The organism is Allorhizobium sp. GW101-3B10, assembly GCF_059424725.1.
This window is the reverse complement of the sequence record NZ_JBWKZR010000001.1, coordinates 4,254,126-4,280,358: the sequence shown is the minus strand read 5'-3', so window position 1 is coordinate 4,280,358 and position 26,233 is coordinate 4,254,126. Positions and strand designations below refer to the sequence as shown.

24 protein-coding genes, 1 tRNA gene and 1 pseudogene are annotated in these 26,233 nt (G+C 64.0%); 18 read left to right on the top strand and 8 right to left on the bottom strand.

Features of this window, described 5'->3' with window-relative positions; translation table 11 throughout:
* Positions 1-13 precede the first annotated feature (13 nt).
* Positions 14-394, top strand: a pseudogene (locus AC07Y0_RS21035) (transposase).
* Between the two features lie 228 nt (positions 395-622).
* Complete coding sequence (locus AC07Y0_RS21030) at positions 623-1,099, top strand: transposase (RefSeq protein ID WP_498679590.1); 477 nt, start codon at positions 623-625, stop codon at positions 1,097-1,099.
* A gap of 345 nt (positions 1,100-1,444) precedes the next feature.
* On the opposite strand, the gene AC07Y0_RS21025 is transcribed toward AC07Y0_RS21030, so the two are convergent.
* The 8 genes from AC07Y0_RS21025 to AC07Y0_RS20990 all read right to left on the bottom strand — a co-directional run bounded on the left by AC07Y0_RS21025 (position 1,445) and on the right by AC07Y0_RS20990 (position 11,064).
* Positions 1,445-2,566 carry an AGE family epimerase/isomerase gene (locus tag AC07Y0_RS21025; RefSeq protein WP_498679589.1) on the bottom strand — a complete coding sequence of 374 codons (1,122 nt, stop codon included), beginning with the start codon at positions 2,564-2,566 and terminating at the stop codon, positions 1,445-1,447.
* 43 nt (positions 2,567-2,609) lie between these two features.
* Positions 2,610-3,923: a glycoside hydrolase family 130 protein gene (locus AC07Y0_RS21020; RefSeq protein ID WP_498679588.1), complete on the bottom strand. Its 1,314-nt coding sequence runs from the start codon at positions 3,921-3,923 to the stop codon at positions 2,610-2,612.
* A 42-nt stretch (positions 3,924-3,965) separates the two neighbouring features.
* Positions 3,966-6,245: a glycosyltransferase family 4 protein gene (locus AC07Y0_RS21015; protein ID WP_498679587.1), complete on the bottom strand. Its 2,280-nt coding sequence runs from the start codon at positions 6,243-6,245 to the stop codon at positions 3,966-3,968.
* A 131-nt stretch (positions 6,246-6,376) separates the two neighbouring features.
* Complete coding sequence (locus AC07Y0_RS21010) at positions 6,377-6,640, bottom strand: hypothetical protein (protein ID WP_498679586.1); 264 nt, start codon at positions 6,638-6,640, stop codon at positions 6,377-6,379.
* Positions 6,641-7,161: 521 nt separating this feature from the next.
* Positions 7,162-7,437: a DUF1488 family protein gene (locus AC07Y0_RS21005; RefSeq protein WP_498679585.1), complete on the bottom strand. Its 276-nt coding sequence runs from the start codon at positions 7,435-7,437 to the stop codon at positions 7,162-7,164.
* Between the two features lie 1,175 nt (positions 7,438-8,612).
* Positions 8,613-9,806: an IS91 family transposase gene (locus AC07Y0_RS21000; protein WP_498675150.1), complete on the bottom strand. Its 1,194-nt coding sequence runs from the start codon at positions 9,804-9,806 to the stop codon at positions 8,613-8,615.
* Positions 9,807-9,809: 3 nt separating this feature from the next.
* On the bottom strand, positions 9,810-10,718 hold the full coding sequence (locus tag AC07Y0_RS20995) for a tyrosine-type recombinase/integrase (protein WP_498675149.1): 909 nt from the start codon (positions 10,716-10,718) through the stop codon (positions 9,810-9,812).
* A gap of 256 nt (positions 10,719-10,974) precedes the next feature.
* Positions 10,975-11,064: transfer RNA gene (locus AC07Y0_RS20990), tRNA-Ser, on the bottom strand.
* A 296-nt stretch (positions 11,065-11,360) separates the two neighbouring features.
* Between AC07Y0_RS20990 and rplU the strand changes: the two genes are divergently transcribed.
* From rplU to AC07Y0_RS20910, 16 genes are all read left to right on the top strand, one after another.
* On the top strand, positions 11,361-11,675 hold the full coding sequence (rplU, locus tag AC07Y0_RS20985) for a 50S ribosomal protein L21 (RefSeq protein ID WP_454289005.1): 315 nt from the start codon (positions 11,361-11,363) through the stop codon (positions 11,673-11,675).
* A 37-nt stretch (positions 11,676-11,712) separates the two neighbouring features.
* On the top strand, positions 11,713-11,985 hold the full coding sequence (gene rpmA, locus AC07Y0_RS20980; protein ID WP_454748028.1) for a 50S ribosomal protein L27: 273 nt from the start codon (positions 11,713-11,715) through the stop codon (positions 11,983-11,985).
* Between the two features lie 133 nt (positions 11,986-12,118).
* The gene (locus AC07Y0_RS20975) at positions 12,119-12,754 is read left to right on the top strand and encodes a GNAT family N-acetyltransferase (RefSeq protein ID WP_498679584.1); all 636 of its coding nucleotides are present in this window, start codon (positions 12,119-12,121) and stop codon (positions 12,752-12,754) included.
* Positions 12,754-13,323 (top strand): GNAT family N-acetyltransferase, encoded by a 570-nt coding sequence (locus AC07Y0_RS20970; RefSeq protein WP_498679583.1) that lies wholly within the window; start codon positions 12,754-12,756, stop codon positions 13,321-13,323. The genes AC07Y0_RS20975 and AC07Y0_RS20970 overlap by 1 nt, the downstream gene beginning before the upstream one ends.
* Before the next feature lie 181 nt (positions 13,324-13,504).
* Positions 13,505-14,620 (top strand): IS110 family RNA-guided transposase, encoded by a 1,116-nt coding sequence (locus AC07Y0_RS20965; protein WP_498675509.1) that lies wholly within the window; start codon positions 13,505-13,507, stop codon positions 14,618-14,620.
* Between the two features lie 404 nt (positions 14,621-15,024).
* Entirely contained in the window at positions 15,025-16,086 is a 1,062-nt protein-coding gene (gene obgE, locus AC07Y0_RS20960) for a GTPase ObgE (protein ID WP_498679582.1), read from the top strand.
* Positions 16,087-17,265: a glutamate 5-kinase gene (gene proB, locus AC07Y0_RS20955; protein WP_498679581.1), complete on the top strand. Its 1,179-nt coding sequence runs from the start codon at positions 16,087-16,089 to the stop codon at positions 17,263-17,265.
* Positions 17,258-18,544, top strand: coding sequence for a glutamate-5-semialdehyde dehydrogenase (locus AC07Y0_RS20950; protein WP_498679580.1), 1,287 nt, complete (start codon positions 17,258-17,260; stop codon positions 18,542-18,544). The genes proB and AC07Y0_RS20950 overlap by 8 nt, the downstream gene beginning before the upstream one ends.
* Positions 18,545-18,581: 37 nt before the next feature.
* Positions 18,582-19,169, top strand: coding sequence for a nicotinate-nucleotide adenylyltransferase (locus AC07Y0_RS20945; protein WP_498680300.1), 588 nt, complete (start codon positions 18,582-18,584; stop codon positions 19,167-19,169).
* A gap of 90 nt (positions 19,170-19,259) precedes the next feature.
* Positions 19,260-19,709, top strand: coding sequence for a ribosome silencing factor (gene rsfS / locus AC07Y0_RS20940; RefSeq protein ID WP_498680299.1), 450 nt, complete (start codon positions 19,260-19,262; stop codon positions 19,707-19,709).
* Between the two features lie 109 nt (positions 19,710-19,818).
* Positions 19,819-20,301 (top strand): 23S rRNA (pseudouridine(1915)-N(3))-methyltransferase RlmH, encoded by a 483-nt coding sequence (rlmH, locus tag AC07Y0_RS20935; RefSeq protein WP_498679579.1) that lies wholly within the window; start codon positions 19,819-19,821, stop codon positions 20,299-20,301.
* Between the two features lie 167 nt (positions 20,302-20,468).
* Complete coding sequence (locus AC07Y0_RS20930) at positions 20,469-21,854, top strand: murein hydrolase activator EnvC family protein (RefSeq protein WP_498680298.1); 1,386 nt, start codon at positions 20,469-20,471, stop codon at positions 21,852-21,854.
* The gene (locus AC07Y0_RS20925; protein WP_498679578.1) at positions 21,844-23,166 is read left to right on the top strand and encodes a S41 family peptidase; all 1,323 of its coding nucleotides are present in this window, start codon (positions 21,844-21,846) and stop codon (positions 23,164-23,166) included. The genes AC07Y0_RS20930 and AC07Y0_RS20925 overlap by 11 nt, the downstream gene beginning before the upstream one ends.
* 66 nt (positions 23,167-23,232) lie before the next feature.
* Positions 23,233-24,423, top strand: coding sequence for a divergent polysaccharide deacetylase family protein (locus AC07Y0_RS20920; RefSeq protein ID WP_498679577.1), 1,191 nt, complete (start codon positions 23,233-23,235; stop codon positions 24,421-24,423).
* Positions 24,424-24,433: 10 nt separating this feature from the next.
* Positions 24,434-24,961: an RNA pyrophosphohydrolase gene (locus AC07Y0_RS20915; RefSeq protein ID WP_498679576.1), complete on the top strand. Its 528-nt coding sequence runs from the start codon at positions 24,434-24,436 to the stop codon at positions 24,959-24,961.
* A 563-nt stretch (positions 24,962-25,524) separates the two neighbouring features.
* Positions 25,525-26,052, top strand: a complete 528-nt coding sequence (locus AC07Y0_RS20910; RefSeq protein WP_498679574.1) for a hypothetical protein — start codon at positions 25,525-25,527, stop codon at positions 26,050-26,052.
* The last annotated feature ends 181 nt before the right edge of the window (positions 26,053-26,233 follow it).

The following is a 26,233-nucleotide window of genomic DNA, read 5'->3' as shown; positions in this document are numbered from 1 at the left end:
AACGCCACCGAGTGTGATCGGTATCGATGACTGGGCATGGCGGCGCAATCATCGATATGGCACGATCATTTGCGACCTAGAACGGCGAAAGACGATCGCCTTGTTGCCCGACCGAGGACCCTCGACCGCAAAGGCCTGGCTGGTCGAATAGCCGCAGATCGAAGTCGTCGCACGCGACCGCGGCGGCGGGTATGCGCAGGCCGCTACGCAAACCCTACCACACGCCCAACAGGTCGCCGACCGCTGGCATCTGATGGAAAACGCCAGCCACGCCTTCCTTGACGCCGTGCGCAAACCCATGCGGCGGGTCCGCGTTGCGATCGGCACAGCAACTATAAATCCAAAGCTTCTAACTGCCACCGAGCGGCGGCATGAAGAGGCACCTGCGATATGACGGGTACCTAACGCCGTCATCCGTGATCTCGTCAAAGACGGCGTATCCATAAAGGTGATTGTGCGTAAAACGGGACACAGCCGTAAGCTGGTTCGCAGTGTCGTCCGCGGTCAGCGGACCGACATCTTTCGGGTCCGGCAAACCTCCCTGGAACCGCATCTGCCTTGGCTTGAAGCGGAATGGGACGCAGGATTGCGAAACGGCGCTGGACTTTGGCGGCAGCTTCGGTTGACTGGCTTCGGCGGCGGTCTCCGTGTTGTCACCGAATGGGCAACGCGGCGACGGCGTGCCGAAAAGGCCGAGAACGGACTCGGACATGCGCCAGCCGCACGCACCATCGTCCGCCTGATGACCCTTGAACGTAACAATTTAACGAAGGCTCAAACGGTGACGGTTGCTGCAATCGAGGAGCGGCTACCGGACCTTGTCGAGGCCAGGGATGTCGTCGAGAGCTTTCACAATATGCTGCGCCGGAAGTCCAAAGAGGATCTGGAAGCTTGGATCGACCGAGCAGCAAGGAGTCTGGTCGCATCATTCGCCAACGGGGTCATCAGCAACAGGGCCGCCGTCCAAAATGCGATAGCCTCACAGTGGTCGAATGGCCAGACAGAAGGACAGATAACCGAGCTGGAACTCATCAGGCGGCAAATGTGTGGACGCGGGAAGCTCGATCTGCTCGAGGCACGTATCATCGGAGTGCCCTGATGTCACCGAGATTGCGTCAGATCCAACATTGGACGCCGATAGGGGGGCAGTTTTGTGCGCCGGTTGACAGGCAAGCCACGCGTTTCAACGCAATCTCTCTTAGGTGAGTGCAAACCGGTGGGCTCACAGAGTCTCCAAGGCATGGCAGAGGTTTTCCCACGTGGGCGCCGATCAGCCGATCGATCTCCGGGGTCGCTGACGATCCCTTTCGCCGGGTGAAACCGTCCGCCTGCCATGGCCGCGCAAGGCAAGTGCGTCGTGAACTCGTCTCTCCCCCTGCGCTTGCTCAGCTGCCGGCGCCCCCGATTCGTCGTCGTGGAATTGGCCCGCAAACCGCTCGGCGACCTAGACGAAGTCGGCGAAAGCCGTCCAGAGATGATAAAGTGAACTGGCCGGTATGGTCCCGCCGATGGGTCGGTTGTTGAAGTCCAGACGATCATGCCAGCAGCCCGTAGGCACATCTTGGAAATAGGACGTCAGCATTTCGGAGGACAGCGTCTCGGCTTCGGCGAGATAGCTGCCGTCATCGAGCCACCTGTGCTGGGTCAGCAGCGCTTTCAGCATCTCGACCTGCGGCCAGAGCCGTCTCGACGGCGTGACCGGCACCCCTGATGCCAGGGCCTGGTCGACGAGGAAAGGGGATTCGCCCGAGCGGCCTATCCGCAACGCGTTTGCGAGGAGATCGGCGCGAACCTCGTTGTGGGATGTCTGGGTCAGGGTGTCATGGCGGCCGGTCAGCCACACCCATTCGCACATGTGTCCCGGCTCCAGCATCTGCGAACCGAACGTGTCGGCGACTTCCCAGCGAGGCCCGAAGTTCTCGTGCAGAAGATCGTGGGGACCGAGCAGAAAATGCGATTGCAGCAGGGCAAATGCCTTGGTTTCGGCCGGTCGATAGGTCGGCGCCCGGCTTGTCTCGCACAGGGCAAGCGCAGCCTCGAGATAGTGCATGTGCGGGTTCTGCCGGCGGGGCAGCGTGCCGTCGCTGTCTTCGGCCCATCCGCCACAGGGAGCCTGCAACGTCCTGTCGATCGCAGCGATTGTATCGTCGATCCGCCGTCGATATCCTTCCTTGCCCGTGGCCGAGAGCAGCCAGGACAAGGCCAGCACCACGCAGGCATTGTCATAGAGATCCCGCACCGGATCGGTCACCGTTTCCGTCGACCGATCGAAGGCCCTGGCATAGCCCGCGCGCGTGCCGCCCACCCAGGCAATGCGGTGCAGGTTGTCGAACGCCCGTTCGGCCAGCGCAAGCGATGATGGCGGGGCCACACCCAGGGCGCTTGCATGGGCATGCACATAGATCTGCCGGGCGATCGTGCGGGTTCGCACGACGCCGTTCTGCTGCGGCCGCCCGTCGAGTTCCAGATACTCGACGAACTGTCCATGTCGTTCGTCAAAGCCGCTCGCACCCCATGTCGGCAGGATGGATTCGAGAAACAGCGCCTTGAGCTGAGCCAGGCTCATGACGGGACCCAAGGCCCTTCCCGGCTCCAGCGCAATGCATTGGTCATGCGGGAGATCCGGCCGGCTGCATCGTCTCCAGAAGCATGCTGATCTTCATCGTCGTGAAGTTCGAATAGGTATCCGACACGGCATAGGGCAATGCGATAAGGTCCCCATGCCGCATGGCGCCGCAGGAATAGACGACGTTCGGCACGTAGCCTTCGCGTTCGGTCGGTTCCGGCTGCAGCAGGGGATCGACCGTGCGAGCGAGGATGATGCTCGGGTCGTCCTTGTCGAGCAGGGTCACGCCGATCGAATAGCGGCGCATGGGCCCGACCCCGTGGGTGAAGAGCAGCCAGCCCTCGTCGATCTCGACCGGCGAGCCGCAATTGCCAATCTGCACGAACTGCCAGGCGAATTCGGGCTTCATCAGCAACTGGCCCTCGTCCCAATTGTGCAGGTCGTCCGAATAGAGCAGGAAGAGGTTCTCGCTGTCCTGGCGCGCGATCATCGCATAACGCCCGTTGATCCGCCGGGGAAACAGCGCCATGCCCTTGTTGCGGGCGGCCGGACCGCGCAGCGGCGTCAGGGTGAAGTTGAGGAAATCCTGTGTTTCCAGAAGCTCGGACCGGATCCCCGCGCCGTTATAGGCCGTGTAGGTCGCGTAATAGACGGTCTTGCCCTCGTCCTCGAAGGCCACGAAGCGCGCGTCCTCGATCCCGTTCGACTGCGCTTCCGTCACCGGAAAGATCACCCGCTCGCTGAGGTCGCTCTCGTCCTTGAAGCTGATGCCGATGCAGCCGGCCGGAGCGAGGCCGTCATTGGCATGAATGTCCGGCAGCCCCGCCAGCCGCACCGGCGGGTCGATCGTCACGGCCCCCTGCGCATCGATCATCCCCGTTCGAAAGGTCAGGGAGCTGATGTGGCCTTCGCCGACGGCTCTCAGACTCAGGATCAACCGGCGGCTGCCTTCCGCGACGTTCGACTGGTCGGGATGAGGCACGATGCTGGGATTGAACAGCGCGGCAGACTCGAACGAGTATTCGTTCATGAAATAGGCGCCGATCAGTTGCCTCTGCTGCTGACTGAAAGCGGGGTGAAGGGCAAAAGCATTCTCCATGGCATCGGCACGCAGCTCGAACTGGCGCAACAGGTTGCGATGCCGTCCCTCGAAATTGTCGAGGATGTCGTGCAATTGGTTGGTCGTCGCCACGGCATCGAGCGTCAGCACGCGATCGACGATTTCATTCGCCCGCGTCTTGTCGCGCGGGTTGAGGTGCTGGGGTTCGGTCGAGGGTTTGAACGGCCGCACGATGACGCGCGTCGGATCGGGTTTCAGATAGAGGGCTTGCCGATTGAGAAGGCTGGATTGGGCCAAGGAAGATCCTTTGGTTTGGCAATCAGAGAAAAAGGCGGCGCATCACGATGATTGCCGAAACTCCGAGGGCTGGGGCACGGGACGCACCAGACGGGAGGCGCGACCAATCTCGGAGCAGGAGATGAGGTAGCAGAGCACGGATTCCGCCCCACGGTTCTCGTTCGGGCGGTCGGGATGCAGCCCGTCGCGGCAGCTTCCGGTTTCCGGATCGACGAGAGAGACGCCGTGGTCATTGCCGCCGGTGAACCAGTTGAAGGTGCGAAACGCCGTTTCCAGCCAGGACTTGTCCTCCGTCGCTGTATCCGCGGCGAGGCAGGCCGAAATCGTCGCCGTCGCCTCGACCGGCTGCTGATCGAACAGTCTCGGCGCGTCGCCCAGGTCGAAGAAACCGTCCGTGCCGATCGGCCGGAACTGTCCGTTCTCGCCGGTTTGCTGCGTCATCAGCCAGCGCAGGGTCCTGAGGCCGCACGCGACGAAATGGGCCGTGCCCGTTGCCAGGCCGGCGAGGATGAGCGCCTGCGGCAGGCGGGCATTCTCATAGGAGAGCCCTTCCTCGAACCAGTGGCGGTCGCCGTTCGAAACACGCCGCTCAAGGTCGACCAGCCGCTCGGCCAACTGCAGACGCAGGGCCCGGCTGGACATGTCTTCCGGGTTGGCCCGGCAATAGGCGTCCAGCCCGATCAGCGCAAACGCCCACGCGCGGGGCGACTGAAAGCCGAGCACCGTGGGTATCGCCTGAGCGAAGAGCGCGCTTGCCCAGCGACGGCGGGGCCGGTCGTTGTCGGAAAGCGCGCAGACGCCGAGCGCCCAGAGCGTGCGGCCATGGCTGTCCTCCGAGCCCTGCTCTTCCAGCCAGCGCCGGTCGAAGCTCATGAAGTTGCGAAAGCGTTGGAGATCCGGGTTCCAGGCATGCTGGATGAAGGCTGCGAAGGAGGCGGTTCGCCGTTCGGATATGCCGGTTTCCCCCGCGGTCGCCAGATGCGTGGCAAGGACCAGCGCCCTGGCATTGTCGTCCACGCAGTAGCCATGCGCCCGGTCCGGCACGGAATAGACCGCGTGCTGGACGATACCGGTGTCGTCGCACATGGTGTGAAAATGCCCGAGCTTCAGCGATGTGATCTGGGGTGGTCTCACGATCCGCTGCGCCACGAGGTCACTGACCAGGCGGGGCCGGTAGGCGTTGCGGGCCTTCTCCACGCTGTCCAAGTAAAGCGATGCGACCTGCGACCAGATCATCGACCGGCCGGTGTCATAGGCGGCCCGACGCATGGCCATGCGCCTGTCGTCGTTACCCAGCAGGGAGGCGATCGCCTGGCCGGTGGCGACCGCATCGCCGAAGGGCACGAGTTTGCCGCGCCCCTGGTCGAGCAGTTCCTGCGCATGCCAGTAAGGCGTCGACACGACCGCGCTGCCCATGCCGAAACTATAGGCCAGCGTGCCCGAGGTCATCTGCGCCTCGTCGAGATAGGGCGTGACATAGACGTCGCACATGGCGATGAAGTCGAGCAGTGTCGGCACGTCCACGAACTGGTTGAGGAAGACGACCGACTGGCCGACCCCGATCTGCTCGGCCCGTGCGCCAAGGCGGTCGCGATAGGCCTCGCCTTCCTGGCGCAGGAGATTGGGATGGGTCGCGCCGAGCACCACGTAGAGCGCATCCGGGCGCTGCGCCAGGATCGCAGGCATGGCATCGATGACGACTTCGATCCCCTTGTTGGGCGACAGAAGGCCAAAGGTCAGGATGACCGGTCGACCGGCATAGCCATGCTTGGCTTTGGCCAGTTCCGGGTCATGAAATGGGCGATCAGGAATGCCGTGGGCGATGACGTCGATCTTGGCAGGATCCACGCCATAGACACTCTCAAGCAGGGCCCGACCCTTCTGTGCCATGGCAACCACCCGGCTCGAGGCACCGGCAACCTTCTGCAGCACCCGCAACTGGCCCGGCGTCGGCTCGGCCAGGATAGTGTGCAGGGTCGTGATGACGGGAATACGCAGCTGCGAGAGGAGCGTCAGGATGAACTCGCCGTCCGGCCCGCCGAAGATGCCGAACTCGTGCTGCAGCGAGACCGCGTCGTAACCGCCGTTGTTAAGGATACGGGCGGCTGTCCCATAGTCCTCGATCTCGCCGTCGCGGATGTCGAACGCGACATCCTCCGGATAGGCATAGTGGAGCTTGTCGTCGGTCATGGCGATGATGCGCGTCTCGACGCCGCGGTCTGAGGCAGCCAGCGCGTGGCTGAGGTCCGTGGTGAAGGTTGCGATGCCGCACTGCCTTGGGAGCGAGTTGCCAATGAATGCTACGCGCCTGGACTTGGTCATTGGAGGTTCCCTTCAGAACGGTGTCGTCGCTGGTCGGGAACGCCCGATTTTCCCCGACGGGGAACATGCGACTGTGGTCTTGGCATCATGCCTCCGGCGCGGACGGTGTGGCCCGCCGGACGGATCGTCACTCAGTGCGAGACATTGGCATCGGCCTGGTCTCGTGCCATCGCCGCCTCCAGCTCGTCGCCGTCGACGGCGATCCGGCTTGTCGTCAGCCCGGCCCGAATTTCGATCACGGTCGCGGTGCGCCTGTAAGCGAGCCAGGAAATCCCGGTGATCTGCTCCTCGTCGTCCTGCACCTGATAGTCGCCGGCCGGCTGGAGCCCTTCCAGGCCGAACAGGGCGAAGGGACGATCAAAATGGACGGTGCGTATCTTGGTCCGCGTGAACATGTGCTGAGCTTTCCCATGGGTTCTGGCGCAATTGCCCTGCCTGCACTGCACGACACGCGTTGTCAGTCTCGGTTGTCCGTGGCTTTCGGTAATGATGTCCGCCGTTTCCATCAGCGCGCCGAGCCAGCAGCACAGGGCGTATGACGGACCCGCACCGTGGTTTGCTCCTGTCGTCCGAACACACAGCGCGGCCATGAGCCTGCAAGGTTTCTGACTGTCCCGCAGCAAAGCCGGTCCGTGACGCCTTCACTGTGTACAGGACATCGGCTGTTGGCCGGTCGCGACCATGCTGGAATTCGTTGGTCGCCAATTGCCGGCCCGACCTCGTGGGATGCCTTCGTCAAAACCGCGCATGCGGCGTCGATCGGTGGCGCAATCGGGCATGTCTGATTGGCGACCTTGGTCGGCCACCATGATCTGCGGCGGCCGGTCTTGGCCCATCCCGTCGCGCAGCATGTGGCAACGCCCCTGCCTGCGAGGGTCAGTCATGGATTGTGCCGAGACTGTCATCGGTCCGCGCTTCAAGAGCTGCGTCCGAAGCTTGTCTGATCGAGCTCGATCATATCCCTGCGTCGCGACACGTAGGCCTTGCGCGCCACCTCGAAGATCTCTTTGCGCTTGCCGTCGAACGCAGAAAGGTAGTCCGTCTCGGTCGGCATCCGAGCGATCAGGTCGTCTGCGAGGATGGAGACCGGCAGGAAGAAGCGAATCTGCGTGAGGCCGTCATGACCGACGAAGCGTACGCTGTGCCGACTTTCGTCATAGCTGCGAGATGGATTGGGGAATGAGAGGGTCATATGTTCGCCTCGCGGGAAGGGGCGAGCAGAATCTCGGCCGGCAGAGCGCGCTGTGCCACGGAAGAACGCAGATCCGCGAGGCTACGAGCGCCGTGTTGATGTTGTGCAGTTACGAAACGCGCAGCATCCCGAACGCGGTCGGGCATGGGGTAAGCATACCTGAACACCGCACCCGCCCGCATTTCGCTTAGGCCGCCCATGTTACTTGAATTGATAGATCCGTAGAGATTGTCGGAAGACATGAAGTCCTCCTCGCTTGGGGCCAGGGTGCGTGCCGCCCCGAAAGTGACAGTGCCCGTGTAATGGCTATCACTTCTATGAATATGGTGGCGCCCCTAAAAATAGCAAGCCCGAGAAAAATAAACTCTTGGGTGCAGCAGGGCGGGTTCTCGTGTTCATGACGTGACTTCTCACCCTGCCCGAGGACCTGTTGAAGACGGCGACCAGGCGGCGCCTCGCTGCCTCGTCCGGCAGGAGACCGAGCGCGCGAGCGGATCAGTTGCAAGATAGTCCTCGCCTCAGACAATGATGAGCGTGGCGTCCTCGCCCTGTTATTTTCCCGCCGCGAGCGATCGTGGGTGCCGCATTTGTGTCCTGGCTTTGGCCATCAGTCAACAACATGGGCCGCTCCGGCCAACACAAGCCCTGGTATCTGCAAGAGAAAAGGCAGATGAGGCGAACTCTCGGTCTTCGGCAAATGACACCTCGTGACCTGCAATGAATGGCCGCTCCGTCAGTTCCTTGCCCGTTCCTGCACCAATATTCGAGTTCGGCCCGCCATCACAAAGTCGCGAATGGACTCGTTCGCGACCTTAATCCCAGCAGGTTGAGTGTCTGCAATCGCCATCCCGAACTCGGAAGCTGCCAGTCGGCTGACGTGAAGAGTTTCGGGCGCCGGCAGGCGTACGAAAGTCCCCGAGGAAGGAACCCGCGGACCACAGTCGGAGGCTATGGAGATTTCGATCTACGGCTGATGTCTGCGGTGGCGCGACCGCAGCCAGAGAGTGGGGTGATGGATGCGGACAGGCCGCTTCGTTGCGCATCCGCGCGGTATAGCCGGCCCGGCGCCCGGCTCGTCGCGACCCTGTCGGCGGCGATAATCACCATGAATGCGCGTGGGTCGGTTGCCGGAGGCGAGGCGCCTGCGGCTGAAGCCTGGACCATGCCATGCCGGGTCATGAAGCTGTCTCCCGGTTCGTCGCCGTCGCATCCGGTGGTCCTCGCGGCTGCCTCCAGCGTTCAAACACCTCGATGACGATCATTCGTCCGCCGCAGCAGAGGCATGGCGGGCGGAAGTCATCCGGTTCGCCTGGTGTGTCGTCATCGGCCGGTACGGCGACGTGCAGCAGTTCGCGAGCGAGCACGAGGCTGGTCTTGCGGGCTGAGCCGGCGAGCAGGCCGTAATGCCGGATACGATGGAAGCCGCGCGGCAAGACATGGAGCAGGAAGCGGCGGATGAACTCATCGACCGCGAGCGTCATGATCTGCTGTCGGTCGCAGACGTCGCGGCGGTAGTCCTTGTAGCGGAAGGTGACGCCAGTCTCGTCGAAGGTGATCAGGCGGCGGTTCGAGATTGCGACCCGGTGGGTGTAGCGGGACAGGTAGGCGAGCACTGCCTCCGGCCCTGCGAACGGCGCTTTGGCATAGACCACCCAGCGTTTCTTTCGGACCGGCGATAGATGCCGCAAGAATGTCTGCCGCTCGGCGAGATGAGCAAGTGCGCCAAAGAAGCAGAGCCGCCCGGCATCGTGCAGAGCGACCAGCCGGGCAAGGAACAGCCGTCGAAACAGTTTGCCGAGTACGCGTACAGGAAGCAGGAAAGCCGGGCGCGATGATATCCATCGGCTACCGTCCGGCGCGATGCCACCGCCAGGCACGATCATGTGCACATGCGGATGGTGCGTCATCGCCGATCCCCAGGTGTGGAGCACGGCGGTGATGCCGATGCGCGCGCCGAGATGCTTGCGATCGGCCGCGATGGTCAGCATCGTCTCCGACGCCGCCTTGAACAGCAGGTCGTAGACGAGCGCTTTGTTCTGGAACGCTATGTCGGCGACCTCGGCCGGCAGCGTGAACACGACGTGGAAGTAGCCGACTGGAAGCAGATCGGCCTCGCGTTCGGCAAGCCATGTCCGTGCCGCCGCGCCCTGGCACTTTGGGCAGTGCCGATTGCGGCAGGAGTTGTAGGCGATCCGCCACTGGCCGCAGTCCTCGCAGGCCTCGACGTGACCGCCCAGCGCTGCAGTGCGGCAGTTCTCAACCGCCGACATCACCTTCAGTTGCTGCAGGCTCAGGTGCCCTGCATGGGCGCGCCGGTACGCCGCCCCGGCAGCACGGAAGATGTCGGCGACCTCGATCGAGGCACGCAAGGCTCAACCGTCGGGGAAGGCCTCTTCCGGCTTGAACAGACCGAGCGTGTCGAGCGGACTCGTAACTGTGCGGACCGTCCTGGTCGCCACCTTTGCGTAGAGGGCGGTGTTGTTGAGTTTTGCGTGTCCGAGAAGGACCTGGATGATCCGAATGTCCGTGCCGTCCTCCAGCAGGTGGGTGGCGAAGCTATGGCGCAACGTATGCGGCCCGACCCGCTTGGCGATGTCGGCGGCCTGGGCCGCCTCAACGACGATGCGATAGAGCTGCCGCGTGCTGATCGGCTTCATTGCGTTTTGGCCGGGGAATAACCAGCCGTCGCGATGCATCACACCCTGCTGCCGCCCCACCTTCCACCACTGGCGCAGCAGGGTGAGCAGGTCCTCCGAAAGCATGGCATTGCGATAGCGCCCGCCCTTGCCACGCTCGACGCGCAGCAGCATCCGCTCGCTGTCGACGTCGGCGACCTTCAGCATCGACACCTCCGCAACACGGAGGCCGGCGCCATAGGCGACCGACAATGCTGCCTGGTGCTTGAGGCAGGTGGTGGCATTGAGCAACCGGGCAACCTCGTCGCGGCTCAGCACCACAGGCAGATTCCGAGGATGCGCCAGCCGGACGAGCCTGCGCGCCAGGTCCGGGCGGTCGAGGGTCTGGGTGAAGAGGAAGCGTAACGCCGACACGATGCTGTTCATCGTCGGAACGGGAACGCCATCGTTCTGCTGCTCGATCTGGAACCGGCGCAGATCGTCGGCGGTCGCCGTGTCTGGTGACCGCCCGAGGAAGGTCGCCAGGCGTCCGATGTCGCGAAGATAGTTGCGCTGCGTTTCGCGTGAGAAACGTCGCATGTTCATGTCGTCGATCAACCGCTGGCGCAGCGGGCTGATGGGTGTGTCGGGTTGGGGGTACTGCATGATCAGGCTCCTTTGTTAAAGAAGCCCGTCATGCTCTGCCCTTGCCGGAAGACGTTCAATCCAGGCGCAATCTCCAGCCAGCGCCCTCTACCTCAGCCGTAGACGCCCTCCCGCGCAGCGGGTTCGTTCCACGGCCCATTTTGGTCGTTACCGACTACGACGGGCTATGGCTGCATTGGCAATGTGGGTGTTTTTGTGGGGCGCCCTGCGCTACACTTGAATTAACTTATTTAAATCAATATGTTTGACGATTAAATGGCGGAGAGGGTGGGATTCGAACCCACGATACGGTTGCCCGTATGCCGCATTTCGAGTGCGGTGCTTTCGACCACTCAGCCACCTCTCCGCTTTGCTGGTCGGCGCAAGTTGTGCGCGGGCTGTCTCTTAGCGGGCAAATGTCGGGCTTGCAAGGGCGAAAATCCAACTATCTCGTGCTTTCATCTTGACAGTTTTTGACCCGTCACGTATGCGAGCCGTGAATTAGACATGGGCTAACTGTGTCCTGATTTCTCCGCCCCGGCGGAACTCCACCGGCAGGCACCGCGATCGTTGACGATATCGGGGCCTGCTTCAACATCGACTGACAAGAAGACGGCCGCCTGGTTGCCAGGCAGAGCCGGAACGAACATGAAAGGATAACCAATGTTCGCAGTCATCAAGACGGGCGGTAAGCAGTACCGCGTGAGCGCCAACGACGTGCTGACCATCGAAAAGCTGGAAGCCGAAGCTGGTGCGACTATCGAATTCACTGAGGTTCTCATGGTCGGCGTTGGTGCCGATGCCAAGATCGGCCTGCCCTTCGTGGCCGGCGCATCGGTCAAGGCTGAAGTCGTCGAGCACAACCGTGGCAAGAAGGTGATCGCGTTCAAGAAGCGTCGTCGCCAGAATTCCAAGCGTTCGCGCGGCCATCGCCAGCACCATACCGTCGTTCGCATCACCGACATCGTCGCTGCGTAACGGTCAACGAGACAACAGGTTCTAAAGGAGAACTCCAATGGCACACAAAAAAGCTGGCGGTTCGTCGCGTAACGGTCGCGATTCGAATTCCAAGCGCCTTGGCGTGAAGAAGTTCGGCGGCGAAGTCGTCGTTCCGGGCAACATTATCGTGCGTCAGCGCGGCACCCAGTGGCATCCGGGCGCAAACGTCGGCCTGGGCAAGGATCATACGATCTTTGCTCTCACCGCCGGTAATGTCGCCTACCGTACCAAGGCCAACGGCCGAGTCTACGTGTCGGTGATGCCGAAAGCGGCGGAAGCAGCGGAATAAAGCCGGTAACGCTCTAAACAGCCGGCGTCTCATCGACCCGGCTGGCCGTACCAGGTTCAGTCTAGAAAACAGGGGAGATGGGGCGCCATCTCCCCTTTTTCTTATGCCTTTTCAACCAGAAGGAGACTGAACCATGCAGATCGAACTATCGAGGGTCGACCCCTCGCGGTCACCCCAGGACCGGTTGAGGCCGGATCGGTTACGGAGCGATTGCCCCGTCTTGCTGTCGCAGAGGCTCGTCATGCGCGCGCCCCACGAGGAAGACATCGACGCCCTTGCCCATCTCGCCAACAACGCCGCCGTTGCCACCATGGTATCGCGCATGCCGCACCCGTACACGGCACGCGATGCGGCCGATTTCGTGCGACGCACGAATGCTGGCGAGATTGGCAAATGCGTCTATGCGATCACCAAGGCCGAAAACGGCGAATTCCTCGGCTGCTGCGCGCTGGAACCGCATGTCAACGACGCCGACACGCTGGAGATCGGCTATTGGCTCGGCGAACCGCACTGGAACAGGGGCTATGCCACGGAGGCCGCCCATGCGCTGATCGACATGGCGTTTCGCACCCGCGACATCGCCCATATCGACGCGCGCTGCCGGGTCACCAACATCGCCTCGCGTCGGGTAATCCAGAAGTGCGGCTTCCAGTTCCAGGGCTCCGGCATGGTCGGCAGCCTGGCCATGGGCGGCATGATGCCGGTCGAATGGTACAGGCTCGACCGCAAGACCTGGATGTCGCTGAAGAGCTGGGGGGAGATGCGGTGATGAACGCGCCCCTGAAGAAGAGCATGCCTTCGATGCCCGGGCCCTGCCCGGTCATCGAGACGACGCGGCTCACCCTGCGCCCGCATCGCATGAGCGACGCGGAGGCGATCGTCGAATCGTTCAGCGACTATCAGGTCGTGCGCATGCTGGCGCGCGTGCCGGTTCCCTATGACCGACAGGACGCCACCGACTGGCTGAGCCGCGTCACCTGCGGCATCACGCCCGACTGGTCGCTCGCCATCACCGCCGGCGACGACGTTCATCTCGGCGTGGTTTCGATCGAGCTGCGCCACGGCCTTTGGCATCTCGGCTACTGGCTAAACCGCTACTACTGGGGCAAGGGCCTGATGAGCGAGGCGGCGGGTGCGGCGATCGAGCGCTTCTTCCGCCGCATGCCGGAGGCGGAGCTGCATTCCGGTGCCTTCGCCGACAATGCGGCCTCGCTGCGCATCCAGGAAAAGCTCGGCTTTTCGATCCTGCGCTGCGGCGATCTCTACTCCCGCGCCCGCAATGCGGTGGCCCCGCATATCGAAACGCGGCTGACCGAGGCGGACTTCCGCCGGCCGTGACAAACCCGGCCCGGGGCGGCGCATCGTCGCCCCGGACCTCGCCCAAGGTGCGCAGCAACGCCCGGCCAGCCGGCCGTAAGACCGTATGTCCGTCTTCGCGCCTGAGGTGGCTCGCCCTACACTGGTCTTCCGAGGGTTGCTCGGACGGGCCGAGCCGATCCTCATCACAGGAGGACGAGCCGTGGCAGATTATAGAGAAGCTTTTGTCGGAATCGATGTCGCCAAGCTGAAGAATGCGATTGCTGTTGCCGAATCTGGCCGGGACGGAGAGGTACGCTATTTCGGCGAGGTTGATGCATCCGATGTCAGCATGCGTCGCATAATTCAGCGAATAGCCGCGAAGTTTGATCACGTGCATTTCTGCTATGAAGCCGGCCCGACCGGTTATGGCCTCCATCGGCTGATCAAATCCCTTGGCCATGAATGCATGGTTGTCGCCCCGTCATTGATCCCGAGGAAGCCTGGCGACAGGGTGAAGACGAACCGTCGAGACGCGCTCGCGCTCGCCCGGCTATTGAGGGCCGGCGAGCTCACGGCAGTGTGGGTTCCCGACGAGGGCCATGAGGCTATGCGCGATCTTGTTCGTGCTCGAGCTGCTGCGGTCGAGACATTACGGGTTCATCGGCAACAGGTAAGTGCCTTTATGCTCAAGCATAGTCGCATCTATCCACGCAAGAAGGGCTGGACGATGCGATATCTGTGCTGGCTGCAGGAGCAACAGTTCGATCACCCCGCGCATCAGATCGCTTTGCAGGAAATGGTCGAGGCGGTGCGCCTCTCGAAGGAGCGCGTCGAACGACTGGACAAGGTGATTGAGGAGTTTATCCCCACTTGGTCTCTCGCGCCCGTCGTTCGAGCTCTACAGACGTTACGAGGGGTCGATTTGATCGTCGCCGTCACCTTCGCAACAGAGGTCGGTGACGTCACCCGATTTGAGAGCCCCCGCCAATTGATGGGCTATCTCGGCTTGGTTCCTGGTGAGCGATCAACGGGTGAGATAGTCAGACGGGGTTCAATCACCAAGGCAGGCAATGGGCGTGTTCGGCACATGCTGGTCGAGAGCGCCTGGACATATCGCCATCCGCCGAAGGTTGGCGCGAGGAAGCTGTACCGTATGGAGCAAGCGCCGCCGAAAGTGCGGGAGATAGCATGGAAGGCTCAGAGCCGGTTGACGGCTCGTTATCGAATGCTGACCGGACGAGGAAAGCGAACGACGGTGGTTTGTACCGCCATTGCCCGCGAGTTGAGTGGCTTCATGTGGGCCGTTGCAAGGGAGGCGCAGTCGATCAGATCGTAGATCGCCGCATCGAACTTGCATCTCGCGCATGGGCGGGGGCGGAACAACGGCAGGGGAACACCCGTCAGACGCTTTGTGGCCGGCATTCGACCGACGCCCGCAGTAAGATCGGAATAGCCCCGGACGCACAATCGGGAATGCGGTAGCCAACCCGCGCATCAGAGCTTGATCACCGACGTCCTTGAGTTCCGCCTCCACCCATACGCGATCATCATCATGAACAGCCGTTTCTCCGGAACGGTAGCTTCCTCGCGCCCAACGCATTGACAACGGACATCAGAGCGGCGTTCCGCCATCGGGCGGACGGAAGAATATGACGATACTCTTTGACCTCCGGCTCAACCGGCTATATCGATGGCCCAAACAATCCCGCTCATCCCGACCCGCAATCAATTGGCAGAAGCATGAAATTTCTCGACGAGGCAAAGGTCTATATCCGCTCCGGTGACGGTGGCGCCGGCAGCGTCTCCTTCCGCCGCGAAAAATTCATCGAGTTCGGCGGTCCGGACGGCGGCGACGGCGGCCGCGGCGGCGATGTCTGGGTCGAGGCCGTCAATGGCCTCAACACGCTCATCGACTTCCGCTTCCAGCAGCATTTCAAGGCCAAGACCGGCACGCACGGCATGGGCCGCAACCGCACCGGCGCCAATGGCGAGGACGTGACCCTGAAGGTGCCGGTCGGCACGCAGATCTTCGAGGAAGACAACGAGACCCTGATCGTCGACATGACGGTCGAGGGCCAGCGCTTCCGCATCGCCAAGGGCGGCAATGGCGGCTTCGGCAATGCGCATTTCAAGTCGGCGACCAACCAGGCGCCGAACTGGGCCAATCCCGGCCTGGAAGGCGAGGAAAAGACGGTCTGGCTGCGGCTCAAGCTGATCGCCGATGCCGGCCTGGTCGGGCTTCCCAATGCGGGCAAGTCGACCTTCCTCGCAGCCGTCACCCGGGCGCGCCCGAAGATCGCCAACTATCCCTTCACCACGCTGCATCCGAACCTCGGCGTCGCCACCGTCGACGAGCGCGAATTCATCCTCGCCGACATTCCGGGCCTGATCGAGGGCGCCCATGAAGGCGTCGGCATCGGCGACCGCTTCCTCGGCCATGTCGAGCGCACCCGCGTGCTGCTGCATCTCGTCTCCGCCCAGGAAGAACATGTCGGCAAGGCCTACAAGACGGTCAAGCACGAGCTCGAAGCCTATGGCGGCGGACTGGAGGACAAGCCCGAGATCGTTGCGCTGTCGCAGATCGACGTGCTCGACGAGGACGGCCTGAAGAAGAAGGCGCAGGAACTGAAGAAGGCCTGCGGCAAGACCCCGCTTCTGCTCTCTGCCATTACAGGCAAGGGCATGACGGAGGCGCTCCGGCAATTGCGCGACGTCATCGTCGCCGAGGGCGGCAACATCCCGCTTCCGGAAAAACGCGACCGCAATCGCAAGCGCGACCAGGAAACGGAAGGCGATGAATAAATGTCGGCCGGAGCCAAAACGCTGAGGCGCTACAAGCGCATCGTCATCAAGATCGGCTCGGCCCTGCTGGTCGATCGGGGTAGCGGGCTGAAGAAGGCCTGGCTCGACGCGATCTGCGACGACATCGCCGAGCTCAGGGCCCGCGGAGTCGACGTGCTGGTCGTCTCGTCGGGCGCGATCGCCCTTGGCCGCACCGTGCTCGACCTGCCATCCGGCGGACTGAAACTCGAGGAAAGCCAGGCGGCCGCAGCCGTCGGCCAGATCGCGCTGGCCCGCCACTGGTCGGAAAGCCTGTCGCGTTCCTCGATCGTCGCCGGCCAGATCCTGCTGACGCTCGGCGACACCGAGGAGCGACGCCGTTACTTGAACGCCCGCGCCACGCTGCAGCAACTCCTGAAGATCGGCGCCGTGCCGATCATCAACGAGAACGACACGGTCGCCACCACCGAGATCCGCTACGGCGACAATGACCGGCTCGCCGCCCGCGTCGCCACCATGGCCGGCGCCGACCTTCTGGTCCTGCTCTCCGACATCGACGGACTCTATACCGCGCCGCCGCATCTCGATCCCGATGCCCGCTTCCTCGACACGATCGCCGAGATCACCCCGGAGATCGAGGCCATGGCGGGGGGCGCCGCCTCCGAACTGTCGCGCGGAGGCATGCGCACCAAGATCGACGCCGGCAAGATCGCCACCGGCGCCGGCTGCGCCATGATCATCGCCTCGGGCAAGACCGACCACCCGCTGAAGGCCATCGAAACCGGCGCCCGCCATTCCTGGTTCGCCCCCGCCAAGACCCCCGTCACCGCCCGCAAGACCTGGATCGCCGGCCAGCTCCAGGCCGCCGGCGAACTGCATGTCGATGCCGGCGCCCAGACGGCGCTGAAGGCCGGCAAGAGCCTGCTGCCCGCCGGCGTCCGCCAGGTCGTCGGCCAGTTCAGCCGGGGCGACACCGTCTCGGTGATCGGCACGCAGGGGCGGGAAATCGCCCGCGGCCTCGCCGGCTACGACGCCGAGGAGGCGCGCCGCATCACCGGCCGCAAATCCTCCGAGATCGAGGCCATTCTCGGCTATGCCGGTCGCGCCGCCATGATCCATCGTGACGACCTGGTGATGACCGATCCGGCGCACAAGCATGAGCCTGTGCATGCCGACAAGAAGGACGAAGCCCATGCTTGACAAGGCAAAAGCCGATCTGACCGACGTCGATGCGCTGATGCTGGACATCGGCAGGCGCGCTCGCGCCGCCGCCCGGCCCCTGGCGATCGCCTCGACGCAGGCGAAGAACAGCGCGCTCGCGGCCATGGCCGACGCCATTCTCGCCGACGAGCAGGCCATCCTGGCGGCCAATGCGATCGACCTGAAGAATGCCGAGGACAGCGGCCTTGCCGCCTCCTTCGTCGACCGCCTGACGCTCGATCCCGGCCGCATCGCCGCAATGGCCGAGGGCATCCGCGCGGTGGCCGGGCTGAAGGATCCGGTCGGCGAAGTGATCGCCGCCTGGGACCGCCCCAACGGCCTGCACATCGAGCGGGTGCGCACGCCGCTCGGCGTCATTGGCGTGATCTACGAAAGCCGCCCCAACGTGACGGCCGATGCCGGCGCGCTGTGCCTCAAGTCCGGCAATGCCGTGATCCTGCGCGGCGGTTCGGACTCGCTCAATTCCTCGCGGGCGATCCATGCCTGCCTGGTCAAGGGCCTGGAAAAGGCCGGCCTGCCGGCGGATGCCATCCAGCTTGTTCCCGTGCCCGACCGCGCCGCGGTCGGCGCCATGCTGACCGGTCTCGGCGGGTCGGTCGACGTGATCGTGCCGCGCGGCGGCAAGAGCCTCGTCGCCCGCGTCCAGTCGGAAGCGCGCGTTCCGGTCTTTGCCCATCTCGAAGGACTCTGCCACGTCTATGTCGACGCCTCGGCCGATCTCGACATGGCCAGGCGCATCGTCGTCAATTCGAAGATGCGCCGCACCGGCATCTGCGGCGCGGCCGAGACCCTGCTCGTCGACAGCGCGGCGATCGGCACCCATCTCATGCCGATCCTGGAGGCCCTGACGGAAGCCGGCTGCGTTATCCACGCCTCGCCGACCGTGCTGAAGATCCATCCGGGCTTCAAGCCGGCAACGGAAGAAGACTGGCGTACCGAATATCTCGACGCCATCATCGCGGTGGCCATCGTCGACGGCGTGTCGGGCGCGATCGATCACATAGCCCGCTATTCGTCCCATCACACCGAAGCGGTGATCGCCGAGGATCCGGTTGTCGTCGAGCGCTTCTTCAACGAGATCGATTCGGCGATCCTGCTGCACAATGCCTCGACCCAGTTCGCCGATGGCGGCGAGTTCGGCATGGGCGCCGAGATCGGCATCGCCACCGGCAAGATGCATGCGCGCGGTCCCGTCGGCGTCGAACAACTGACCTCGTTCAAATACCGGGTGCACGGCACCGGACAGGTGCGACCCTAAGGTGACTGAGGAAGCGATCGCCCATCGCCATCGTTTCATGCCGCACGTCGAACCGGGCATGGTCATCGGCCTGTTCGGCGGCTCGTTCAATCCGCCGCATCAGGGCCATGCGCTGGTCGCCGAGATTGCCCTTCGCCGCCTCGGCCTCGACCAGCTGTGGTGGATCGTCACCCCCGGCAACCCGCTGAAAAGCCGCGGCAACCTGGCGCCGCTGTCCGAGCGGCTGGCGAAATGCGAGGCGCTTGCGGACGATCCGCGCATCAAGGTCACGGCCTTCGAAAAGACGCTCGGCACCAGCTACACGGCACGCACGCTCGACTTTGTGAAGGCGCGCAATCCCCGCGCCCGTTTCATCTGGATCATGGGCGCGGACAATCTGGCGAGCTTCCACCGCTGGCAGCAATGGCATCGCATCGCCATGACCTTCCCGATTGCCGTGATCGACCGGCCCGGCTCGACGCTCGCCTACCTCTCGTCGAAGATGGCCCGCACCTTCGACTATGCCCGAATCGACGAGGACGACGCCGGCGTATTGTGGAAGAAGAAGGCGCCGGCCTGGACCTTCATCCACGGCCCCCGTTCGCCTCTCTCCTCGACCGCGCTGCGCGAAGCGCAAAGCCGCTGACGTTTTCCCGGTGCCGCGCGTATTTTGGCCGATCCCTTGAAAGATGAACGGAACGGTGCCACTTTCTTGGGGTGATTTCCGATCGTGGGAATCACCTCGTGCTGTTACGCAAAGAAAGGAAAAACTCTGACAACAGTACACACCAAGGGAAAGGCGCATGCCGTCATCCCGAAAAGCCCGGAACGTGGCGCCGATGCCGCAGCCCGCGCGCTTGAGCTGGTCCTCGCGAGCCTCGAGGACTCCAAGGCAGAAGATATCGTCACCATCAACATTGTCGGGAAATCCGCGCTGGGCGACTACATGGTCGTCGTCTCCGGGCGCTCGAACCGGCATGTGGCGGCGATCAGCGAGCACCTGATTTCCGATCTCAAGGACGAGGGCTTCGGTTCTCCCCGCGTCGAGGGACTGGAAGCCGGCGATTGGGTGCTGATCGATACCGGTGACATCATCGTGCATGTGTTCCGCCCCGAAATCCGCGAGTTCTACAACATCGAAAAGATGTGGGCTGCTCCGGACATCGAGGAAGGCACCCTGCACTGACACCGACGGCCCGCTGCCGCCTGGCGGTAGCAGCGAAGCCCTGACAAGCGGCAAGCGTCGCGCTTTTGCCGCCGTGTGGGTTGCGCGGCCGAAATGGAAGGATCGAGACATGCGCGTGGGCATCTATGCCGTGGGCCGGCTGAAGGCCGGGCCGGAGAAGGAACTCGCGTCCCGCTATCTCGACCGCTTCGCCAAGGCCGGGCCCGCCTGCGGGCTCGAATTCCTCCGCTCGGTCGAAATCGCCGAAAGCCGCTCCTCCAATGCCGCGACCCGCAAGCGCGAGGAGGCTGCCGAGCTGGTGAAGGCCATGCCGGAAGGTGCCCTCGTCATCATCCTCGACGAGCGCGGCAAGGCGCTCGACAGCCAGGAATTCGCCGAACTGATCGGCGATCACCGCGACCGCGGCCAGCGGGACCTTGCCATCGTCATCGGCGGGGCTGACGGCGTCGACCCCGACTTTCGCGAAAAGACCAAGCTCGTCCTCAATCTCGGCCGCATGACATGGCCGCATCAGCTGGTGCGCATCCTTCTCGCCGAACAGCTTTATCGTGCCGTGACCATCCTGTCCGGCCATCCCTATCATCGCGCCTGACACCCGCGATCGGGCCTCCGGATCGCCCGCTTTGCGTGGCGGGGCAAATCAGCGTATTTTCCGCCGCGAACCGGGATAGAGCCTTGCGACACGACGACCGTCCATCCATCACCGCCAAGCCAGCCGAGCGCCGCCCCGCGGTCCGCGCGATGCTGCTGGCGTCTGCGATGCTGCTGGGCGGACCGCTTCTAGACCCGCATACGCGCGCCATCGCTCAAGGTCCCACGCCGCCCGTGACCGCCCCGCCCGCCCCGGTGGCAGCCGATCCCGCGACACCCGATCCCGCCGCCGATGACGCGGCCCTGGCGCTGCGCCAGAAACGCGACGAAGTTGGCCGGGAGTTGCAGGAGCTTGCCCGCTCGATGCGGGTCTCCGACGAGAAGGCCACCGAACTGGAAGAGAGCATCGCCGCCCTTTCCAAGACCTCGGAGAGCCTCAAGCAGGCGCTGATCCAATCCGCCGCCCGCCGCAAGGATCTGGAGCGCAAGATCGCCGCCGGCGAGAAGAAGCTCGCCGAGCTTGGTATGAGCGAAGACAAGATCCGCCACTCTTTCAAGGATCGCCGCGCCATTCTCGCCGAGGTGCTGGCCGCCCTGCAGCGCATGGGCCGAAACCCGCCGCCAGCCCTGCTCGTCAGCCCAGAGGACGCGCTCGCCTCGGTCAGAACCGCGATCCTGCTTGGCGCCGTCGTGCCCGGCATCCGCAAGGAAACCGAAAAGCTCGCCGCCGATCTCGCCGAGTTGGTGCGCCTGCGCACGGAAGGCGAGAAGGAGACCGAGACGCTGGTCACCACGATCGCCAGCCGGCAGGAGGAGGAACGGCGCATGGACCTGCTGCTGGTCGAAAACGACCGGCTGTCGCGCCGGAACGCGCTCGAACTCGCGACCGAGAAGCGCCGCGCCGAAGAGCTCGCGGCCCGCGCATCGAGCATGGAGGGCCTGATCGCCAGCCTCGAGACCGAGATCCGTTCGGTGCGCGAAGCGGCCGACAGGGCCCGCGCCGAGGAGGAGCGGCTGCGCAAGCTCAGCGACGAGCAGAGGCAGAAGGCCAGGGAGCTGGCGGCATCGTCATTGCCCGATAAAAACCGCATTGCCCCGGCATATGCTTTCTCCGATCTGAAGCAGAAACTGGAACTGCCGGCGACGGGAGAAATCCTGCGCCAGTTCGGCGATCCGGACGGAACGGGGCACGAGGCCAAGGGCATGGTCATCGCCTCGGCGCCAGGATCCCTGGTGACCGCACCCGCCGACGGCTGGGTCGTCTACGCCGGTGAATTCCGCAGTTACGGACAGATGATCATCCTGAATACCGGCGACGGCTATCATGTGGTACTGTCCGGCATGGACCGCATCAACACCGGTCAGGGCAAGTTCGTTCTTTCCGGCGAGCCCTTGGCGGTGATGGGGGAGAAAAGAGTGGCGAGCGCTACGGCATTGGCGCTGGAAACGGATCGCCCGACCCTTTACATAGAATTTCGGAAAGATGGAAAACCGGTTGATTCCCGCGAGTGGTGGACCGGAAGCGGCTCTGGAAAGGCACAGAATGATTCGTAGGGCTTCTCTTGTTCTCGTCGGCGCGCTCATGGGTGCGACCGCGATGAGCGTTCTCTATTCGGCCGGCATTCCTGCACAGGCCGCCGGCACCTCCACCTACAAGGAATTGTCGATTTTCGGCGACGTCTTCGAGCGCGTGCGCGCGCAGTACGTGACGCCGCCGGACGAGGAAAAGCTGGTCGAGAACGCCATCAACGGCATGCTCACCTCGCTCGACCCGCACTCGACCTACATGAACGCCAAGGATGCGGCGGACATGCAGACGCAGACGCGCGGCGAATTCGGCGGCATCGGCATCGAAGTGACGATGGAAGAGGAACTGGTCAAGGTCATCACCCCGATCGATGACACGCCGGGCTCCAAGGCCGGCATCCTGGCCGGCGACTTCATCTCCGAAATCGACGGCGAATCGGTGCGCGGGCTCAAGCTCGAGGAAGCGGTCGAGAAGATGCGCGGCGCGGTCAACACGCCGATCAAGCTCACCATCCTGCGCAAGGGTGCCGACAAGCCGATCGAACTGTCCATCGTCCGCGAAATCATCCCGATCCGCGCCGTCAAGTCGCGCGTCGAAGGTGATGTGGGTTATCTGCGCGTCATCTCGTTCACCGAGAAGACCTATGACGATCTCGAAGCCGCCATCCTCAAGATCCAGAAGGAAGTGCCGGCCGACAAGCTCAAGGGCTTCGTCCTCGACCTGCGCCTCAATCCGGGCGGCCTGCTCGACCAGGCAATCTACGTCTCCGACGCCTTCCTCGAGCGCGGCGAAGTGGTCTCCACCCGTTCGCGCGATCCGGAAGACACGCGCCGCTTCAACGCCAGCGCGGGCGACCTGACCGATGGCAAGCCGCTGGTGGTTCTCGTCAACGGCGGCTCGGCCTCGGCTTCGGAAATCGTCGCCGGCGCGCTGCAGGACCTGAAGCGGGCAACCGTGCTCGGCACGCGCTCCTTCGGCAAGGGTTCCGTCCAGACCATCATCCCGATGGGCGAAAAGGGCGCACTGCGGCTGACCACGGCGCTCTACTACACGCCGTCGGGCCGCTCGATCCAGGGCACCGGCATCGAGCCGGACATCAAGGTCGAACAGCCGCTGCCGGAAGAACTGCAGGGCAAGGTCCGCGCCGAGGGCGAATCGGCTCTCAAGGGTCACATCAAGGGCCAGAACGAGAGCGAAGAAGGCTCCGGTTCGGTCGCCTATGTGCCGCCGGAAGCCAAGGACGACGTCCAGCTGAACTACGCGCTCGACCTGCTGCGCGGCGCCAAGACCGATCCGTCCTTCCCGGCCGACCCGGCCAAGGCCGTCGTGGCAAAGTAAGAAATGGGGGCGCCGGAGCGATCCGGCGCCCGCTTGCATTCGCCACCCGACGGGAGCGCATAGACCTTGAGCGCCGATCTCCATGCACCGCTCGGCCAGGGCCGCAGGCCGGGAAGATCGCCGCGTCGCTGGCCTTCGTTCGGCACCATGCTCGGCAGCCTGGCGCTCGTCTCCATTCTCGGCCTCTCCACCTATTCCGCCTTCGCCCCGCTGCCGCTGCGCCAGTTTTCTGACGCCGCGCCGAAGCCTGACGGCACGGACGCCCAGACGGCGCAAGCACCCGCCACCGTGCCCGCCGGCCCCGGCCAGAACCTCGCCACCAGCCGGCCGCTCGGCGGAGCGACCGTGCAGCGCACGGTGACCGACGACGGCTCGGTCGTCACCAAGTTCACGCCCAAGCCGCGCGACGGAAACGGGCCCGTGCTGATCGACAGCCAGACAATCGGCCAGGACAGCCGCGTCGCCGCCCTTCCCAACGACGACCTGCTCGAGGACACGCCGGAGGGCCGCCTGCCGATCATCGGCCCCGATGGCCTGAGGCCCTTCGAGCAATATGCACGTCCCTGGTCGGGCGCCCGCGCCACCCGCGTCGCCATCGTCGTCGGCGGCATCGGGCTCAGTCAGACCGGCAGCCAGCGCGCCATCCGCGACCTGCCCGAAGAAATCACGCTGGCCTTCGCCGCGACCGGCAACAGCCTCTCGCGCTGGATGCAGGAGGCCCGCCGCAAGGGCCACGAGATCGTGCTGCAGGTGCCCTTCGAACCCTTCGACTATCCGGCCAACAATCCCGGACGCGGCACGCTTCTGACGACAGACCAGCCCGGCGAGGCGCTGAAGAAGCTGCACGAGGCCATGGGCCGCATCACCAACTATACCGGCGTCATGAACTACATGGGCGCGAAATACATGTCGGACGCCACGGCCTTCGAGCCGGTCATGCGCGACATCGGCGCGCGCGGCCTGCTCTTCCTCGACGACGGCTCGACGGCCCGTTCGCTGACCGACAGCTTTGCCAAGGCGATCGGCATGCCCTATGCGCAGGGCAACCTGCTGCTCGACGGCCAGCCGGAAAAGGCGGCGGTGCTGGCCAAGCTCGACGAGCTGGAACGCATCGCCCGCCGCAACGGCCAGGCGATCGGCATCGCCTCGGCCTTCGACGAGACGATTGCCGCGATCCGCCAATGGAGTGACGAGGCAACCGGCCGGGGGATTGAAATCGTCGGTGTTTCCGCCCTTGCGGCCGATGCCGAACAGTAAGGGGGACATGATGGAAAAGACCGTTTCCGCGAAAATCCGCGCCGAGGACCTGCCCTATCGCCCGTGCGTCGGCATCATGGTGCTCAATCCGGCGGGCCTGGTCTGGGCCGGGCGGCGCATCCCGGTGGGCAATTCGGAATATGACGGCTCGCCCATGCTCTGGCAGATGCCGCAGGGCGGCATCGACGACGGCGAGGATCCCTTGCCGGCGGCGCTGCGGGAACTCTACGAGGAGACCGGCATGAGGAGCGTGTCGCTGCTCGCCGAGGCGAGCCGCTGGATCAATTACGACCTGCCGGCCGAACTGATCGGCATCGGGCTTCGCGGCAAGTATCGCGGCCAGACGCAGCGCTGGTTCGCCTTCCGCTTCGAGGGCGACGAGAGCGAGATCGCCATCGACCCGCCGCCGGGCGGCCACACGGCCGAATTCGACGCCTGGGCTTGGAAGCCGATGGCCGAACTCCCCGACCTGATCGTTCCGTTCAAGCGCAGCGTCTACGAACAGGTGGTCGCCGAATTCCGCCACCTCGCCGGCTGAGAGACGCGCGCGTCGCTTGGGATGCCGACGGTATCGCCGCACGCCGCGATATACCGCACGAGGCTGCTGCCGGGCACGGCCCCAAGGGTTGCACGGCCTGCCGCGCGACGAGTACCTGGCTCGCCGCCAGCGTAGAGGTCTTCCCCGTCACGGCCGACCAGCAAGGCCGGCCGCCGCATGATTTGCCCGGTGACGGCCAGCATGATGAGGAAGGGGGCGACGTAGCGCGGCATGGGGCGGGCGCAAGTCTGCAGCCAGCGAAAAGTGACAGTCCTCGGTATTGCCCGGTGCAAGGGAGATCTGCGCGACCTCAATAGCCGCGGGCCTCGACCGGTCCTGGCTGACCGTGACGGGTCGACCCTCGATTGTTCGATCTGCTTTCCTGCCATCACCCCGCCTCATCAGTGGCTGGATGCCGATCCTTTCGACGCCCAGGCGTCCATGGACGGCACGAACGTCCCGTTCCCGACAGGCATCGTGCGCCCTTTCCTCGACGGCTCGCGCGTCTATAGCCTCGTCCCGCCCGGCAATGCTATGGGAGGCCGAACAAAGGGAGTTGAGCCATGCCGGTGGAATTCTATGCAGATTACGTGCGGCACTTACGCACCCTCTTTGCCGAACTCGACCAGCATCCCGAGCGGTTCCAGACCTACGACGTGCACATTGAGCTCGCTGCCACCGGCAAACTCATCGTCTACGAGACGAAGAGGCGGAAGGGCCAGACCGACAGCCTCTACTATGGTCGCTCCGGCCCCGATGGCGCCCACCGCCAGATCGCCCAGAGCACGGCATTCGCAGCCATCGACCATTTCATGGCGCTCAGCCAGTTCCTCGCCTTCAATGGCAAGCTGGAAAACCTGAAAGGTGAGGAGGCCGCGCAGGCCCTGACGATCGGCTCGCAATACCCCTCCTGCGCCGTGCGTTTCGCCTACCGCAAGAAGGGCCAGCCCAAGGCCATGTCCATGTTCATGATCTTCGTCGGCTTCAACGACGATCAGGATGCCGAGCAATATGTCGCAAAGATCGCCGACCCATCGATCCTGGTGGACAGCCGACCGCTTCGCGCCGACAAGGTCCACGAGTGGAAATGAGGGCAGGGTGGCAGAGAACCAGCCAGGACAGCGACCGTGACGACGTATGGCCGAGCCCCGGGCCAGGACTCGCGCCTATCTGGCTGGATCCGTCAATGGCGAGACGCGGCGAAGCATTGCCGGCTATATTTCCGCCCGGTCTGGCCGCGGCGGGGCAGGAGAATCCAACCGCAAACTCGAA